Source organism: Streptomyces eurythermus (assembly GCF_014649115.1).
GTDB classification, from domain to species: domain Bacteria; phylum Actinomycetota; class Actinomycetes; order Streptomycetales; family Streptomycetaceae; genus Streptomyces; species Streptomyces eurythermus.
Genome location: NZ_BMSK01000014.1, coordinates 76,680 through 90,632 on the forward strand (window position 1 = coordinate 76,680; position 13,953 = coordinate 90,632).

13 protein-coding genes are annotated in these 13,953 nt (G+C 75.4%); 6 read left to right on the forward strand and 7 right to left on the reverse strand.

What is annotated here, in order from left to right; genetic code table 11:
• The first annotated feature begins 57 nt into the window (after positions 1-57).
• Both IE251_RS25975 and IE251_RS25980 read left to right on the forward strand, forming a co-directional pair.
• On the forward strand, positions 58-1,068 hold the full coding sequence (locus IE251_RS25975; protein ID WP_229896935.1) for a LysR family transcriptional regulator: 1,011 nt from the start codon (positions 58-60) through the stop codon (positions 1,066-1,068).
• A 160-nt stretch (positions 1,069-1,228) separates the two neighbouring features.
• The gene (locus IE251_RS25980) at positions 1,229-1,585 is read left to right on the forward strand and encodes a cupin domain-containing protein (RefSeq protein WP_030780276.1); all 357 of its coding nucleotides are present in this window, start codon (positions 1,229-1,231) and stop codon (positions 1,583-1,585) included.
• Between the two features lie 69 nt (positions 1,586-1,654).
• Here the strand turns inward: IE251_RS25980 and IE251_RS25985 are convergent, their stop codons facing one another.
• The 3 genes from IE251_RS25985 to IE251_RS25995 form a co-directional block, all read right to left on the reverse strand.
• The gene (locus tag IE251_RS25985; protein ID WP_189755441.1) at positions 1,655-2,626 is read right to left on the reverse strand and encodes a D-cysteine desulfhydrase family protein; all 972 of its coding nucleotides are present in this window, start codon (positions 2,624-2,626) and stop codon (positions 1,655-1,657) included.
• Positions 2,627-2,745: 119 nt separating this feature from the next.
• Positions 2,746-4,122: a VWA domain-containing protein gene (locus IE251_RS25990; RefSeq protein ID WP_189755442.1), complete on the reverse strand. Its 1,377-nt coding sequence runs from the start codon at positions 4,120-4,122 to the stop codon at positions 2,746-2,748.
• Positions 4,119-4,976, reverse strand: coding sequence for an AAA family ATPase (locus IE251_RS25995; RefSeq protein ID WP_189755443.1), 858 nt, complete (start codon positions 4,974-4,976; stop codon positions 4,119-4,121). Before IE251_RS25995 ends, IE251_RS25990 begins: the two co-directional genes overlap by 4 nt.
• 224 nt (positions 4,977-5,200) lie before the next feature.
• Here IE251_RS25995 and IE251_RS26000 point away from each other — a divergent pair, with 224 nt between their 5' ends.
• The 4 genes from IE251_RS26000 (at position 5,201) to IE251_RS26015 (ending at position 9,801) form a co-directional block, all read left to right on the forward strand.
• Complete coding sequence (locus IE251_RS26000; protein WP_189755444.1) at positions 5,201-7,423, forward strand: hypothetical protein; 2,223 nt, start codon at positions 5,201-5,203, stop codon at positions 7,421-7,423.
• A gap of 82 nt (positions 7,424-7,505) precedes the next feature.
• The gene (locus IE251_RS26005; RefSeq protein ID WP_189755445.1) at positions 7,506-8,186 is read left to right on the forward strand and encodes an ABC transporter permease; all 681 of its coding nucleotides are present in this window, start codon (positions 7,506-7,508) and stop codon (positions 8,184-8,186) included.
• Positions 8,183-8,857, forward strand: coding sequence for an ABC transporter permease (locus IE251_RS26010; protein WP_189755446.1), 675 nt, complete (start codon positions 8,183-8,185; stop codon positions 8,855-8,857). Before IE251_RS26005 ends, IE251_RS26010 begins: the two co-directional genes overlap by 4 nt.
• Complete coding sequence (locus tag IE251_RS26015; RefSeq protein ID WP_189755447.1) at positions 8,854-9,801, forward strand: ABC transporter substrate-binding protein; 948 nt, start codon at positions 8,854-8,856, stop codon at positions 9,799-9,801. Before IE251_RS26010 ends, IE251_RS26015 begins: the two co-directional genes overlap by 4 nt.
• A 6-nt stretch (positions 9,802-9,807) precedes the next feature.
• On the opposite strand, the gene IE251_RS26020 is transcribed toward IE251_RS26015, so the two are convergent.
• The 4 genes from IE251_RS26020 to IE251_RS26035 form a co-directional block, all read right to left on the reverse strand.
• Positions 9,808-10,962, reverse strand: a complete 1,155-nt coding sequence (locus IE251_RS26020) for a betaine/proline/choline family ABC transporter ATP-binding protein (protein ID WP_189755448.1) — start codon at positions 10,960-10,962, stop codon at positions 9,808-9,810.
• Between the two features lie 75 nt (positions 10,963-11,037).
• Complete coding sequence (locus IE251_RS26025; RefSeq protein ID WP_189755449.1) at positions 11,038-11,679, reverse strand: LutC/YkgG family protein; 642 nt, start codon at positions 11,677-11,679, stop codon at positions 11,038-11,040.
• Positions 11,676-13,154: a LutB/LldF family L-lactate oxidation iron-sulfur protein gene (locus tag IE251_RS26030; RefSeq protein ID WP_189755450.1), complete on the reverse strand. Its 1,479-nt coding sequence runs from the start codon at positions 13,152-13,154 to the stop codon at positions 11,676-11,678. The genes IE251_RS26025 and IE251_RS26030 overlap by 4 nt, the downstream gene beginning before the upstream one ends.
• Positions 13,151-13,906: a (Fe-S)-binding protein gene (locus IE251_RS26035; RefSeq protein ID WP_189755451.1), complete on the reverse strand. Its 756-nt coding sequence runs from the start codon at positions 13,904-13,906 to the stop codon at positions 13,151-13,153. Before IE251_RS26035 ends, IE251_RS26030 begins: the two co-directional genes overlap by 4 nt.
• Positions 13,907-13,953: the final 47 nt, after the last annotated feature.

A 13,953-nucleotide genomic window follows, 5' to 3' on the forward strand; every position in this document is an offset into this window, starting at 1 on the left:
GGCCGGCATTGGTTTTCCTATGGATGCCGGGGAGGGGCCGCGGCCATACTCGGAGCCGTGGAGACCGCTTCCCTCGACCTCAACCTGCTGCGCACCTTTCTCGCGGTGTACCGGACCGGCTCCTTCACCGGCGCCGCCCGGCTGCTCGGGCTGTCGCAGCCGACGGTGACGACGCAGATGCGGGCGCTGGAGCGGCAGACCGGCCGGGAGCTGTTCGAGCGGCTGCCGCGCGGCGTCACACCGACCCCGGTGGCCGACGGGCTGGCCGCCCGCGTCGCCGCGCCGCTGGACGAGCTGGCCGCCGTCGCGGGTCCCGCCCCGGCGGCCGGGAGCAGGGCCGAGCCCGTCCATCTGGCCGGCCCGGCGGAACTGCTGTGCACCACCGTGCTGCCGGCCCTGGCGCCGCTGGTCGCCGACGGCGTACGGCTGCGGGTGTCGACCGGGCTGACCGATCCCCTGCTGGACGAACTGCGCGCCGGCCGCCACGACCTGGTGATCGCCACCACCCGTCCACGCGGCCGGACCCTGCACGCCGTGCCGCTCACCGACGAGGAGTTCGTCCTGGTCACCGCCCCGGTGTGGGCCGACCGGCTGAGGGAACCGCGGCACGCCCGGGACACCGGTGAGGAGGATCCGGAAGACAGGGGAGCGGACGACGGGCCGCGGGCCGAGAGCTCCGCCGGTCCGGAGCCGCCTGCCGGAGACCCGGGCCGTTCCTTCGACCCCGCCCTCCTGCACGATGTCCCGCTCGTCACCTACGCCGAGGACCTGCCGATCACCCGCCGCTACTGGCGGCACGTCTTCGGCCGGCGCCTCACCCGTACCGCCGCCGTGACCGTGCCCGACCTGCGCGGGGTGCTCGCCGCCGTCGCCGCGGGCGCCGGGTTCGGCGTGCTGCCCCGGTACCTGTGCCAGGACCTGCTGGAGTCCGGCGCGCTCGTGGCGCTGCTGGAACCGGAGGACCCGCCGATCAACACCGGCTTCCTCGTCCAGCGCCCCGGCGTCTACGACAACCCCGACGTGACCCGCGTCCGTACGTTCCTGCTGCGGGCGGCGCGCGATGGGTAGCCCGCCGTCGGGCGGCACCCGTGGTTGGCGGGGAGAGGACGCCGGGCCGACGATGGTGGGATGGGGTACGGCCGCCGCCGCAGCGCCGGTGCCGTCCGAGGCCGCCGGGGGACGGGGCCGGCCCCGGCCGCGGTGAGCGGCCGGAAGGGAGGACACCGTCATGCTGGAAGTGAAGACGGTCGACAAGCCGGACGAACGGCGTGACTTCCCCCGCGGCCACCTCGAAGCGCTGCACCTGACCGGGCTCGACTTCGCGGTGGGCACGTTCGAGCCGGGCTGGCGCTGGTCGGAGTCCGTGGCACCGATCGCGGGAACCGGGAGCTGCATGGTCCACCACAACGGATACGTGGTGCGCGGGCGGCTGCACATCCGCATGGACGACGGCGGTGAGGGCGAGGTCGGACCGGGAGACGTCTTCGTGTGCCCGCCCGGCCACGACGCCTGGGTGGTCGGCGACGAGCAGGTCGTCGTCCACGACTTCGCGGGCACCATGGCGAACGAGTACGCGAAGGAGTAGAAGAACCGAGTACGCGGAGGAGCGGAAGAAATCGAGTACGCGAAGGAGCGGAAGACCTGACCGTCACGCCTAGAAGGCCGCCGCCCCCTCCTCCGCGAAGGCCACCGCCGCCGGATGGCCGAAGAGGCCCGGCAGGCCGCCGGTGTGCAGGAAGACCGTCTTCTCACCCGGGCGGATGTCACCGTCCCGGACGGCCGCGCGGAGGCCCGCCAGGGCCCGGCCCGTGTAGGTCGGGTCCAGGACCAGCCCCTCGGTGCGGGCGGCGAGCCGGAGCGCCTCCGTCACCGGGCCGGTCAGGGCCGCGTACCCGGCGCCCACCTGGTCCCGGCGCACCCGCAGCCCCTCCGGCACGACCTCCTCGTGCGTGAGCGGTGCGGCGAACTCGGCCACCGCGGCGGCCGGGTCGGCCAGCGCGCCCACGTCGACACCGAGCACCGAGCCCCTGCCCAGGGCCGCGACCAGCCCCGCCATGGTGCCGCCCGAACCGAGCGCGACCACCACCGTGCGCAGCCGGGGCACCTGCTCGCGCAGTTCCGCCCCGCAGTCCGCGTAGCCCCTGGCCGACAGGGTGCTGGAGCCGCCGAACGGGATCAGCGCCGGACGGGCGCCGGCGGTCCGCAGCCGCGCGCAGACCTCCTCGGCCGTCGCGTCCAGCGCGGCCCGGTCCACCTCGCCGGCCCAGGCGAGCCGCGCCCCGAACAGCCCGTCCAGGGCGAGGTTTCCGGAGCGTGAGCCGCCCGGGGAGCCGCGCAGGACGAGGACGACGTCGAGCCCCAGCCGGGCGCCCGCGGCGGCGGTCAGCCGGGCGTGGTTGCTCTGCGGGGCACCGGTCGTGACGAGGGTGTCCGCGCCCTCGGCGAGGGCCGCGCCGACCGTCCACTCCAGTTTGCGGACCTTGTTCCCGCCGCCGCCCGGTCCGGTCAGGTCGTCCCGCTTCACCCACAGGTCGTCCGGCTCCAGCCCGAGCGCGACGGCCAGCCGGGGCGCCGGTTCGACGGGGGTGGGGAAGGTGCCCAGCGGCACGGGCGGGTGCTGGCTCATCGCGATGTCCTCGGTGCTCGGTGCTCGATGTCGGCGGGCGGGGAGGGCGCGCCGAGCCCAGTCGATCACGGGGGGCGGCCCGTCGTCACCCACGTCGGCGGGCGCGCCCCGGGCTCGTCTCACACCGGCAGCAACCGGGCGATCAGCGCGCCGAGTTGCCGGGCCGTGCGGCACTCGTGCATCTCCACCAGGCCGGCGTACGCGGGCGCCGCCGAGTCGCCGGTGCCCCAGCGGTCGCGCGGCTCGGGGTTCAGCCAGTGGACGCGCCGGGCCCGCCGGGCGATATCCCGTACGGCGGGGAGGTTCGGGTCGCTCATGTTCGTCCGGGCGTCACCGAGGACGAACACCGTGGTACGCGGGCCGACCGCGCCGCCGTACCGTTCGGCGAACTCGCCCAGCGCCATGCCGTAGTCGCTGCTGCCGTGCCAGCCGGTGAGCGTGGCCTCGGCCCGGATGCGGGCGCCCAGCCCGTCCGGGTCGGCGCGGCCGTGGTCGAGCAGACCGGTGACCTCGTCCAGCCGGTTGACGAAGGCGAACACACGGACCTTGGTGAACTCCTCGTGCAGCGCCTGGACGAGGAGCATGGTGAAGTCGGAGAACCCGGACACCGAGCCGGACACATCGCACAGCAGCACCAGTTCGGGGCGGACCGGGCGGCGCCGGCGCAGCACCGGCCGCATCGGCACCCCGCCCGTGGACAGCGACGAGCGCAGGGTGCGGCGCAGGTCGATCGTGCCGCGTGCGGCCCGGCGGCGGCGCGCGGCCAGCCGGGTGGCCAGCTTGCGCGCGAGCGGCTGGACGGTCCTGCGCAGTTCGGCGAGCTGGTCCCGGCCGGCGTACAGGAAGTCGACCCGGTCGGCGGTCGGGCGGACGCCCCGCCGGGCGATCTCGTCGCGCCCGCGCCGCTCCGCCACCCGGCGCCGCGCCTCCGCCCCGACCATCCGCCGGAACTCCTCGATGCGGCGCCGGATCTCGTCGTCCAGCAGCCGGTCCGCGAAGTCCGCCCCGCCCGTGCCGTTCCCGCCCGTGCCGTTCCCGCCCTGGCCCCGGATGTCGGCCCGTACCCGGGCCAGCAGGGTCTGCGGACGCAGCCGGTCCAGGGTCTGGTACGCCGACCAGCCGTCCGAGCCGGGTGAACTCCCGTACCCGCCCAGCCCGTCGACCGCCTCGGCCGCCAGCCGGGCCAGCAGCGCCCGGTCGTCGGCGGCCAGCGCCCCGGCGAGCCGGTCGCGCAGATCGTCCCGGTCCCCGGAAGCGCTCCGCGGACCGCCGACACCGCGCGGGAAGTACAGGTCGAAGACCGAGTCGAACAGGGCCCGTTGGCCCGGACCGTGCAGCAGGGTCGCGGCCAGCCCCTCGCGCAGCAGCTCCCGGTCCGCCAGCCCCAGCGCCGCCACCGCCCGCGCCGCGTCCACGGTCTCCCCGGTGCCGATCCGCACCCCGTGCGCGCGCAGCGCCCCGACCAGGCCGGTGATCCGGTCGGCCACGGCGGTCACAGCGCGTCCAAGTCCAGCTTGGCTGCCGCCTTCTGGATGTCGTCCTGGTGCTTGAGGATCACCCCGAGGGTGTCCCGTACGACGCTCTCGGCCAGGGTGTCCGCGCCCAGGGCCAGCAGGGTGCGCGCCCAGTCGACGGTCTCGGCGACGGAGGGCGCCTTGCGCAGGTCCATCGCGCGCAGCGCCCCGGCCACCCGCACCACCGACTCGGTCAGCGCGGCACCGAGGCCCGGCACCTTCAGCCGTACGATCCGCCGCTCGAGTTCCTCCTCCGGGAACCCGATGTGCAGGAACAGGCAGCGGCGGCGCAGCGCCTCGGAGAGTTCCCGGCCGGCGTTGGAGGTGAGGACCACGAACGGGCGGCGGGTGGCGGTGACCGTGCCCAGTTCGGGGACCGTGATCTGGAAGTCGCTGAGCACCTCCAGCAGCAGTCCCTCCATCTCGACGTCGGCCTTGTCGGTCTCGTCGATGAGCAGCACCGTCGGCTCGTCACCGCGGATGGCGGTCAGCAGCGGGCGGGGGAGCAGGAACTCCTCGCTGAAGATGTCGGTACGGGTCTCGTCCCAGCTCTCGTCGCGGCCCGCGCTGATGCGCAGCAGCTGCTTGGCGTGGTTCCACTCGTACAGTGCCCGGGACTCGTCCACGCCCTCGTAGCACTGGAGCCGCACCAGCCGGGCGCCGGCCACCTGGGCGACGGCCTTGGCCAGTTCCGTCTTGCCGACCCCGGCGGGCCCCTCCACCAGCAGCGGCTTGCCCAGCCGGGCGGCGAGGAACACGGTGGTGGCGACAGCGGGCGAGGCGAGGTAGCCGGCCTCGGCGAGGCGGACGGAGACGTCGTCGACGGACGTGAACAACGGGCCCTCCGGCGGGTCGGGAGCAGCAGAAGCCCTGGAAACACGCCCCAGGGAAACGTTCCTTGGCCCTATCTAAGCGCTTGTTCAGCTCTCGCGCCACGGTCCTGCCGTCGGCGCCGACCGGTCCCGCCGACGGTCACCGGCCCGCCCGCCACCACCTTCACCGGGGGCGTACGCCCCCGGCCCGACCGGGACTGTCGGACCCGTGTGACAGGATCCGCCGCATGGATCTCGCCTCCGTCTTCGCCGGTCTCGACCGCATCGCCTGGCCGGAACTGCACCACGCGTACGGGCCCGCCGCCGACGTCCCCGGGACGCTGCGCGCCCTGGCCGCCGGGGACGAGGAGGCCGCGGCGGAGGCGGAGCAGGCGGTGTGGGACAGCCTCGTCCACCAGGGCACGGTGTACCCGGCCACCGTGCCGGCCGTCGCCTTCCTGGCCCGCCTGGCGGCGGCGGGGGTGCGCACCGCCGACCTGCTCGCCGTGCTGGGCGTCATCGCGGACAGCGCGGACGAGCGCGCCCTGGACCGGCCGGGCGCGGCGCGCGCCGCCGTCGTGGCGCAACTGCCCCTGCTGCTGCCCCTGCTCTCGGACGGCACCGCCGAGGTCCGGCAGTGCGCGGCCTGGACGGTGGCCCAGTGCGGACCGGACGCGGGCCCGGCCGCCCGGACGGCGCTCGGGCGGCGCTGGGCGGCGGAGACCGATCCCGTGGTCCGCGCGGACGTGCTGACCGCGTGCGTCCTGGTCGACCCGGACGCGGCCGGGGAGCTGTGCGCGGCGGGCCTGGGCCCGGCCGAGCCCGCGCCGGTGCGGGTGGCGGCGGTCCTGGCCGGGGTGGAGGCCGGCCTCCCGTGGGACGCCGCCTCGGCCGCCGCGGTCGCGGCACTGGCACCGCTGGAGCGGCACAGCGAGGGCAGCCAGTGGGAGCGCGAGCCGCTGCGGGACCTCGTCGTCGCCCTGTACGAGCGCGGGGAGGCGGCCGCGGCGGCCGAGGTCGTCGTCTCCGCGCTGGACCGCGCGGTGGCGGCCGTACGCGCCGGGGCGGATTCCGGCCCGGCGGTCACCGAGGCGACCTGGGCGGCCGAGGCGCTCGCCCTGCGCTCGCGTAGCGCGCCGGGGCGCCTGCTGCCCGCGATGCTGCCCCTGCTGGACTTCCCGGCCATCGCCGGCACCGTCATCACCGCGCTGCGCGACTGGTCCGAGCCCGCCCCGGACGCGGTCCCGGCCCTGGTCCGTCTCGCCGAGGGCACCGGAGAACCGGCCGACCACGCCCTCGCGGCCCTGGTGTCCCTGGGCACGCCCGAGGCGGCGGACCTCCTCGCGCGGTGGCTCGCGGACCGGCCGGACGCCCTGCGCGCCGCCTTCCAGCGGACCCTGCGGCACCCTCCGGCCCCGCTGCCGTGCACGCCGGCGCTGCTGGACGCGGTCCGGGCGCGGCTGGCCGCCGTGACCGCGGGGAGCCCGGCACCGGGCGAGCGCCGGCCGCTGACGGCGGGCGGACTGGTGGCCGTGAACGAACCGGTGTGGCTGGCCGGCCTCCTGGCCGGCTGGGGGCCCGCCGCCCGCGCCGCGACACCCGAGCTGGTCGCCGCGCTGCCCCGGCACCCGGTCGCGGTGAGCCGGGCGCTCGCCGCCGTGACCGACGGGACGGACGCCGCCGCGGTCGCCGCCCTGCGGGCCTGCGCCGGGGCCGGCTCCCGGACGAACCGCGAGGCTGCCGCGACCGCGCTGCACACCCTCACGGGCGACGCCGGCCCGCTGCTCGATGTCCTGGAGACCGGGCTGGGAGAGCCGGGCGACGCACGTGAACGGTGCGCCCAGGCCGCCGCCGCGCTCGGCGAGCGGGCCCGCCCGCTGCTGCCCCGCCTCCTGGACCTGCTGGCCGAACCGGCCGGCACCCGGACCGGTGACCCGGCGATCCGGGCGGGGCTGGCGGCGGCCACCGCGGTATGGCACCTGACCGGCGACGCCGAGCGGGTCCTGCCGATGGTCCTGGAGGGACTGGGCCGGGCGGCCGAACCGTGGGGCGACCGGATCGCCGACCTCGCGGCCGGGGCCGCCGCGCTCCTCGGGCCCGCCGCCCGCCCCGCCGTCCCCCACCTGCTGGCCATGCTCGACCGGGCACGCACGGCCGCGGCCGCCGCGCGGGCGCTGGCGGCCGTGTACCCGGGCAGCGACCGCCCCGCCGGAGTCCCGCTCACCGAGCTGGCCGACCGCGTCCTCGCGGCCGTCGCGCCCGGTGCGTCCCGCAACCCCGCGTGTGCCGCGGTCGAGGCCCTCGCCGCCCTCGGCCCCGCCGCGTTCACCCCGGCCCTGCGCGAGCGGATACGGCTGCTCGCCGAGGGGGACCGCCGCGTCATCGGCTCGGGCCTGCAGACCCAGCTCATCCACGAGGACGAGGAGTTCCGCGCCACCGTGCGACGCCTGACGGCGGACCTGGCCGGCTGACCACCGGGCGGCGGGGCCCACCACCCCCCCATCCGGCCCACGCCGACGCGCACCGCCCGTCCCCGCCCGCTGCAATGGACCCGTGACACCGCTCCCCGACGACTGCCTGGCGCGCAACGAGTGGATCTGCGGGGTCTATCTGAGCACCCGTCGGCAGATCCTGCTCGACGCGGTCGTCCAGCATCTCCAGCTCACCTCTGTGTCGGTGCTGACCGGCCTGGTCGTCGCGGTGCCGCTCGCGGTGCTGGCCCGGCGCTGGGGCTGGGCGGCCGGCCCGGTGCTGGCCGTGACCACGATCCTGTACACCATCCCGTCGCTGGCCATGTACTCCCTCCTCCTGCCCCTGTACGGCCTGTCCGCCGCCCTCGTCGTCGCCGGGCTGGCGCTGTACTCGCTCACCGTGCTCGTCCGGAACATCCTCGCGGGCCTGCGCGCCGTCCCCGAGGAGACCCGGCAGGCAGCGCGCGGCCTCGGCTACGGCCCCGTCCGCCTGCTCCTCGCCGTGGAACTGCCGCTCGCCCTGCCCGCCGCGATGGCGGGCCTGCGCATCGCCACCGTCTCGGCGGTCTCCCTGGCCACGGTCGGCGCGATCGTCGGCTACGGCGGGCTCGGCAACCTCATCTACGCGGGCATGAACAGTTACTTCAAGGCCCAGGTGCTCACCGCGTCCGTGCTGTGTGTGCTGATCGCCGTCGCCGCGGACCTGCTCCTGCTGGCCGTGCAGCGGCTGATCACCCCCTGGACCAGGACGGCCCGCGCATGAGCACCCTCGCCGCCGCCTGGGACTGGCTCACCGACCCCGCGCACTGGCCGGGCGAGGACGGCATCCGGCACCGGCTGCTCCAGCACCTGCTGCTCACCGCCGTCTGCCTCCTGCTGAGCTGTGCGATCGCCCTGCCCGTCGCGCTGGTCCTCGGCCACCTCGGCAAGGGCGGCGCGCTCGCCGTGAACCTCGCCAACGCGGGCCGGGCCGTTCCCACCTTCGCCGTCCTGGTCCTGCTGCTGCTCACCCCCGTCGGACGCTGGGGCGACGGCCCCACCGTGGTCGCCCTGGTGCTGTTCGCCGTACCGCCGCTGCTCACCAACGCCTACGTCGGCGTGCGCGAGGTCGACCGCGGTGTCGTCCAGGCCGCCCGGGGCATGGGGATGACCGGCCGCCAGTTGCTGTTCCACGTGGAACTGCCCCTTTCGCTCCCCCTGCTGCTGAACGGGGTCCGGATCGCCGCGGTGCAGCTCGTCGCCACCGCCACCATCGCCGCGCTCGCGGGCGGCGGCGGCCTCGGACGGATCATCACGGCCGGTTTCAACCTGGCCAGCACCCCCCAGGTGGTCGCGGGCGCGTTCCTCGTCGCCGCCTTCGCCCTCGTGGTGGAGGCCGTCTTCGAACTCGCCGAGCGGCTGGCGCCGGCCCGGGCCAGGGGCGGTGGGCCATGAGAAACCCCAGGACACCCGCCCTCGCCCTCCTCGCCCTTCTCCTGCTCGGCGCCTGTGCCGCCGGCCCCGCCCTGGAGGACCGCGGCCAGGTCACCGCCGCGCCCGGTGACAGCGGCCGGCTGACCATCGGATCGGCCGGTTTCACCGAGAGCGACCTGCTCGCCCAGCTGTACGCCCGGCTGCTCGGCGACGCCGGATACCGGACCTCCATCCTCACGGTCGCCAACCGGGAACTGTACGAACCGGCCCTGGAATCCGGCCGGATCGACGTCGTACCCGAGTACGCGGCCACCTTCGCCGACTGGCTGAACGCCAAGACGCACGGCGCCGACGCGGCCCCGGTCGGCTCGCCCGACCTCGGCGCCACGATGAAGGCCCTGCGCGCCCTCGCCACGCCCCGGGGCCTGACCGTCCTCGCGCCGGGCCGGGCCGTCGACCAGAACGCCTTCGCGGTGAGTGCCGCCTACGCCCGCCGGCACCGCCTGAAGACCCTCGGCGACCTCGGCGCCAGGAAACTGCCGGTACGGCTCGCGGCGGGCGACGAGTGCGTACGGCGGCCGTACTGCGCCCCGGGCCTGCGCAAGGTGTACGGCATCCACATCACCGGGATCGATCCCAAGGGCGTCGGCACCACCCAGGCCAAACGGGCCGTGCAGCAGGGCCGGGACCAGATGGTGCTGACCACCACCACCGACGCCACCCTCGACTCCTTCGGCCTGGTCCTGCTCGCCGACGACAAGCGGCTGCAGAACGCCGACCACGTCGTCCCGGTCGTCAACCGCGCCCGCGCGGGCGGCGCACGGGTGGCGAAGGCTCTGGGACGGCTCGACGCCGTCCTGACCACCGCCGACCTCGCCGCCATGAACCGGCAGGTCGACGCCGCGCGCCGGCTGCCCGCCGACGTGGCCCGCGCCTACCTCCAGGAGAAGGGGCTGACCGGGTAGGCCGCCTCAGGCGTCCGCCACCGAGTCGAACGGCACCTGCCCCCGCGTCACCCCGCGCGCGTCCGCGTCCACCGAGCGGCGCAGCGCCTCGTGCAGCTTCGCCGGGGTCAGCACGCCGAGGAACCGCGCCCCGTCCAGCACGGCCACCCACCCGGCGTCGTGCTGGAGCATCACCCCGAACGCCTGCTTCAGCGGCGCCCCGACCGGCACCCAGGCGGTCATCCGGTGGGCCCGGTCCCCGACCGTGCCGCCCGCCGCCAGCTCCCCGACGCCGGCCCAGCCGCGCAGATCACCGTCCGCGTCCAGGACCACCGCCCACCGGGCGCCCTGACCGAGCAGCCGCTCCCGGGCCCGCGCGGCGGACTCCTCCGGGCGGGCCACCGGCGGCTGCTCCAGGTCGTCCGGCTCGATCGCGGTGACCGACAGCCGCTTCAGCCCCCGGTCGGCGCCCACGAAGGAGGCGACGTACGGCGTGGCGGGCGCCCCGAGGACCGCGCCGGGCGTGTCGAACTGCTCGACGCGGCCCTGCCCGTACACGGCGATGCGGTCACCGAGCCGGACGGCCTCCTCGATGTCGTGCGTGACCAGCAGCACCGTCTTGCGCACCTCGGCCTGCATGCGCAGGAACTCGTCCTGCAACTGCTCGCGCACCACCGGGTCGACCGCGCCGAACGGCTCGTCCATCAGCAGCACCGGCGGGTCGGCGGCCAGCGCGCGGGCCACCCCGACCCGCTGCCGCTGCCCGCCGGACAGCTGGTGGGGATAGCGCGGCCCGTACGTCTTCGGGTCCAGGCCCACCAGGTCCAGCAGCTCGGCCGCCCGGGCCCGGGCGCGCGCCCGCTTCCAGCCGAGCAGCGCGGGCACGGTCGCGGTGTTGTCCAGGACGGTGCGGTGCGGGAAGAGGCCCACCTGCTGGATGACGTACCCGATGCGGCGGCGCAGCCGCACCGGGTCGACGCCGGCGATGTCCCGGCCGCCGACGAGGATCCGGCCGGAGGTCGGCTCGATGAGCCGGTTCACCATCATCATGGTCGTCGTCTTGCCGCACCCGGACGGCCCGACGAGCGTCACCAGTTCGCCCTCGGCGACCTCGAAGGAGAGGTCGTCCACGGCCGTCGTACCGTCCGGATACCGCTTGGTGACCTGCTCGAACCGGATCATTCCCCCACGCTACGGCAGCCGGCCCGCCCCCTCATCCCGTCGTGCCCCGACCGGCGGACCCCGCGTGCCCGGCGGTCAGCCGAACAGGATCACCTCCAGCGTGCGGGGGCCGTGCACGCCCTCCACCCGGTCCAGTTCGATGTCGCTGGTGGCCGACGGCCCCGAGATCCAGGTCAACGGGCGGGCCGGGTCGAGGCGTTCGAGGGCCTGCGGGACGGAGGAGACGACCTGGTCCGGGACGCGGACGACGCAGATGTGGTGGTCCGGGATCAGCGAGACGCGGCGCCGGCCCTGGTCCGGGGAGCCGTCGAGCACGAGGGTGCCGGTCTCCGCGATCGCCACGGCGCAGCCGGTGACCACGCTGTCCACCCGGTCCAGCCGCCCGGCCGTGTCCGCCGGTGCGTCGGGGACCCGTACCGCGTCCGTGGCGGCCAGCCACTCCTCGGGCAACCCCGGCGGGACCAGCACCTCCCGGGAGCCGTGCGCGGCGAGCAGCCGCATGACGAGCGTCGGCAGCTCCTCGGCGTCCGTGCGGTGCACGATCGCCCGGTAGTCCGCGAGGTTCTCCGCCAGCAGGTCCACCGTCTCCCCGGCGGTCCGCTCCCCGTGCGCGCGCAGGTAGTCCCGGGGCACGGCCTGCTCGTACGGCCGCTCGTCCGGGGTCACGTCCGCGAGGGCCCGCCGCACCCGGCCCAGGATCCGTTCCCTGCTGTTCACCTGTCGCCGTCCTTTCCGCCGCGGGTGCGCTGCCACCAGTCCCGGAAGGGCTCCGGGGGCACGGCCGGCAGATCCCGCGCGCCGCTCCACGCCCGGCCCGGACCCGGCAGGGTGCGCGGATGCAGCCGGCGCGTCCGGGAGGCCAGCCGCTGGCCCGCGCGCAGGGCGCCGGGGTGGGCGAACGCCCAGCGCGCCGCCCGCATCGCCGCCCGCTCGGCCGCGTGCCCCTTCGCCGGCTTCAGCAGCACCTTGTTGCCCCGGCGCACGGCCGGACCGCCTTCCACCACCCGCTCCCGCAGGTGCACCAGCACCTCGGGGATGTCGATGGCCACCGGGCACACCTCGTAGCAGGCCCCGCACAGCGACGAGGCGTACGGCAGGGAGGCGTCGATCTCGCTTCCCGTGCCCCGCAGCTGGGGGCTGAGGATGGCGCCGATGGGGCCCGGGTACACCGAGCCGTAGGCGTGCCCGCCCGCCCGCTCGTACACCGGGCACACGTTCAGGCAGGCCGAGCAGCGGATGCAGCGCAGCGCCTGGCGGCCCACGGTGTCGGCGAGGGTGTCGGTGCGACCGTTGTCGAGCAGCACCAGGTGGAAGGCGCGCGGGCCGTCCTCGTCCGTGGTGCCGGTCCACATGCTGGTGTACGGGTTCATGCGCTCGGCGGTCGAGGAGCGGGGCAGGGTCTGCAGGAAGACCTCCAGGTCCCGCCAGGTGGGCACGATCTTCTCGATGCCGACGACCGAGATCAGCGTCTCGGGCAGGGTCAGACACATCCGGCCGTTGCCCTCGGACTCGACGACCACGAGCGTGCCGGTCTCGGCGACCATGAAGTTGGCGCCGGAGATGCCGACCTTCGCCCGCAGGAACTTCTCCCGCAGGTGCAGCCGGGCCGCCTCGGCCAGGTCGGCGGGCGTGTCCGTCAGGTCCTCGGGCGCCGGCCGGCCCCACTCGCGCATCTCCCGCGCGAAGATGTCCCGGATCTCGCCCCGGTTGCGGTGGATGGCGGGGACGAGGATGTGCGAGGGGCGGTCCTTGCCCAACTGCACGATCAGCTCGGCGAGATCGGTCTCGTAGGCGCGGATGCCCGCCGCCGCGAGGGCCTCGTTCAGCTCGATCTCCTGGGTGGCCATCGACTTGACCTTGACGACCTCCGACTCGCCGGTGGCCCGGACCAGTTCGGTGACGATCCGGTTGGCCTCCTCGGCGTCGGCCGCCCAGTGCACCGTACCGCCGGCCGCGGTGACCGACTCCTCCAACTGCTCCAGGTACCGGTCGAGATGGCGCAGGGTGTGGTCCTTGATCCGGCGGCCCGCCTCGCGCAGCCCCGCCCAGTCGGACAACTCGCCGACGGCCCGGGCCCGTTTGGCGCGGATGGTGTGCGTGGCGTGGCGCAGGTTGCCGCGCAGGGTGGGGTTGCGGACGGCCTCCCGCGCGGCCTCCGGAAACGCGGGCATGCCGACGAACGTGGCGCTCATACCGCCGGTTCCTCCTCCGTGCTCGCCAGGATCTCCGCGATGTGCACCGGCCGCATGCCGCTGCCCAGCCGGCTCATCGTGCCGCCGATGTGCATCAGGCAGGAGTTGTCGGCCGCGCACAGCACCTCGGCGCCCGTCGCCTCCGCGTCGCGCACCTTGTCCACGCCCATCGCCGCCGACACCGCGGCGTTCTTCACCGCGAACGTCCCGCCGAACCCGCAGCACTCCGCGGCGCCCGGCAGTTCGGCCAGTTCCAGCCCCTGCACCGCCTTCAGCAGCCGGCGCGGCCGGTCCCCGAGGCCGAGTCCGCGCAGCCCGTGACAGGTGGGGTGGTAGGTGACCTTGTGCGGGTAGTAGGCGCCCACGTCCGTCACGCCGAGCACATCCACCAGGAACTCCGTCAGCTCGTACGTCTTCGGCACCACCGGCGCCAGCGCCCGGGCGAGACCGTCCCCGCGCCCCTCGGCCCGGGCCCGTTCGCCGAGTCGCGGATACAGCTCCCGCACCATCGCCCCGCACGAGCCGGACGGGGTCACGATCGCCTCGTAGTCGCGGAAGACATCGGAGAAATGCCGGGCCAGCGGCTCGGCCTCATGCCGGTAGCCGGTGTTGTAGTGCGCCTGCCCGCAGCAGGTCTGGTCCATCGGGAAGTCGACGTCGACACCCAGTCTGGTCAGCAGCTTCACCACGGCCCGGCCGGTGTCCGGATACAGCGTGTCGTTGACACAGGTCAGGAACAGGGCGACACGCATCGCGGCTCCTCGGTGTCGGTGGTCGGACGGGGAGAGAAGGATCATCG

Coding starts and splice junctions, on each gene's coding strand:
- IE251_RS25980 (WP_030780276.1), top strand. CDS start 1,229: ATGCTGGAAGTGAAGACGGTCGACAAGCCGGACGAACGGCGTGACTTC.
- IE251_RS25985 (WP_189755441.1), bottom strand. CDS start 2,626: ATGAGCCAGCACCCGCCCGTGCCGCTGGGCACCTTCCCCACCCCCGTC.
- IE251_RS26000 (WP_189755444.1), top strand. CDS start 5,201: ATGGATCTCGCCTCCGTCTTCGCCGGTCTCGACCGCATCGCCTGGCCG.
- IE251_RS26010 (WP_189755446.1), top strand. CDS start 8,183: ATGAGCACCCTCGCCGCCGCCTGGGACTGGCTCACCGACCCCGCGCAC.
- IE251_RS26015 (WP_189755447.1), top strand. CDS start 8,854: ATGAGAAACCCCAGGACACCCGCCCTCGCCCTCCTCGCCCTTCTCCTG.
- IE251_RS26020 (WP_189755448.1), bottom strand. CDS start 10,962: ATGATCCGGTTCGAGCAGGTCACCAAGCGGTATCCGGACGGTACGACG.
- IE251_RS26030 (WP_189755450.1), bottom strand. CDS start 13,154: ATGAGCGCCACGTTCGTCGGCATGCCCGCGTTTCCGGAGGCCGCGCGG.
- IE251_RS26035 (WP_189755451.1), bottom strand. CDS start 13,906: ATGCGTGTCGCCCTGTTCCTGACCTGTGTCAACGACACGCTGTATCCG.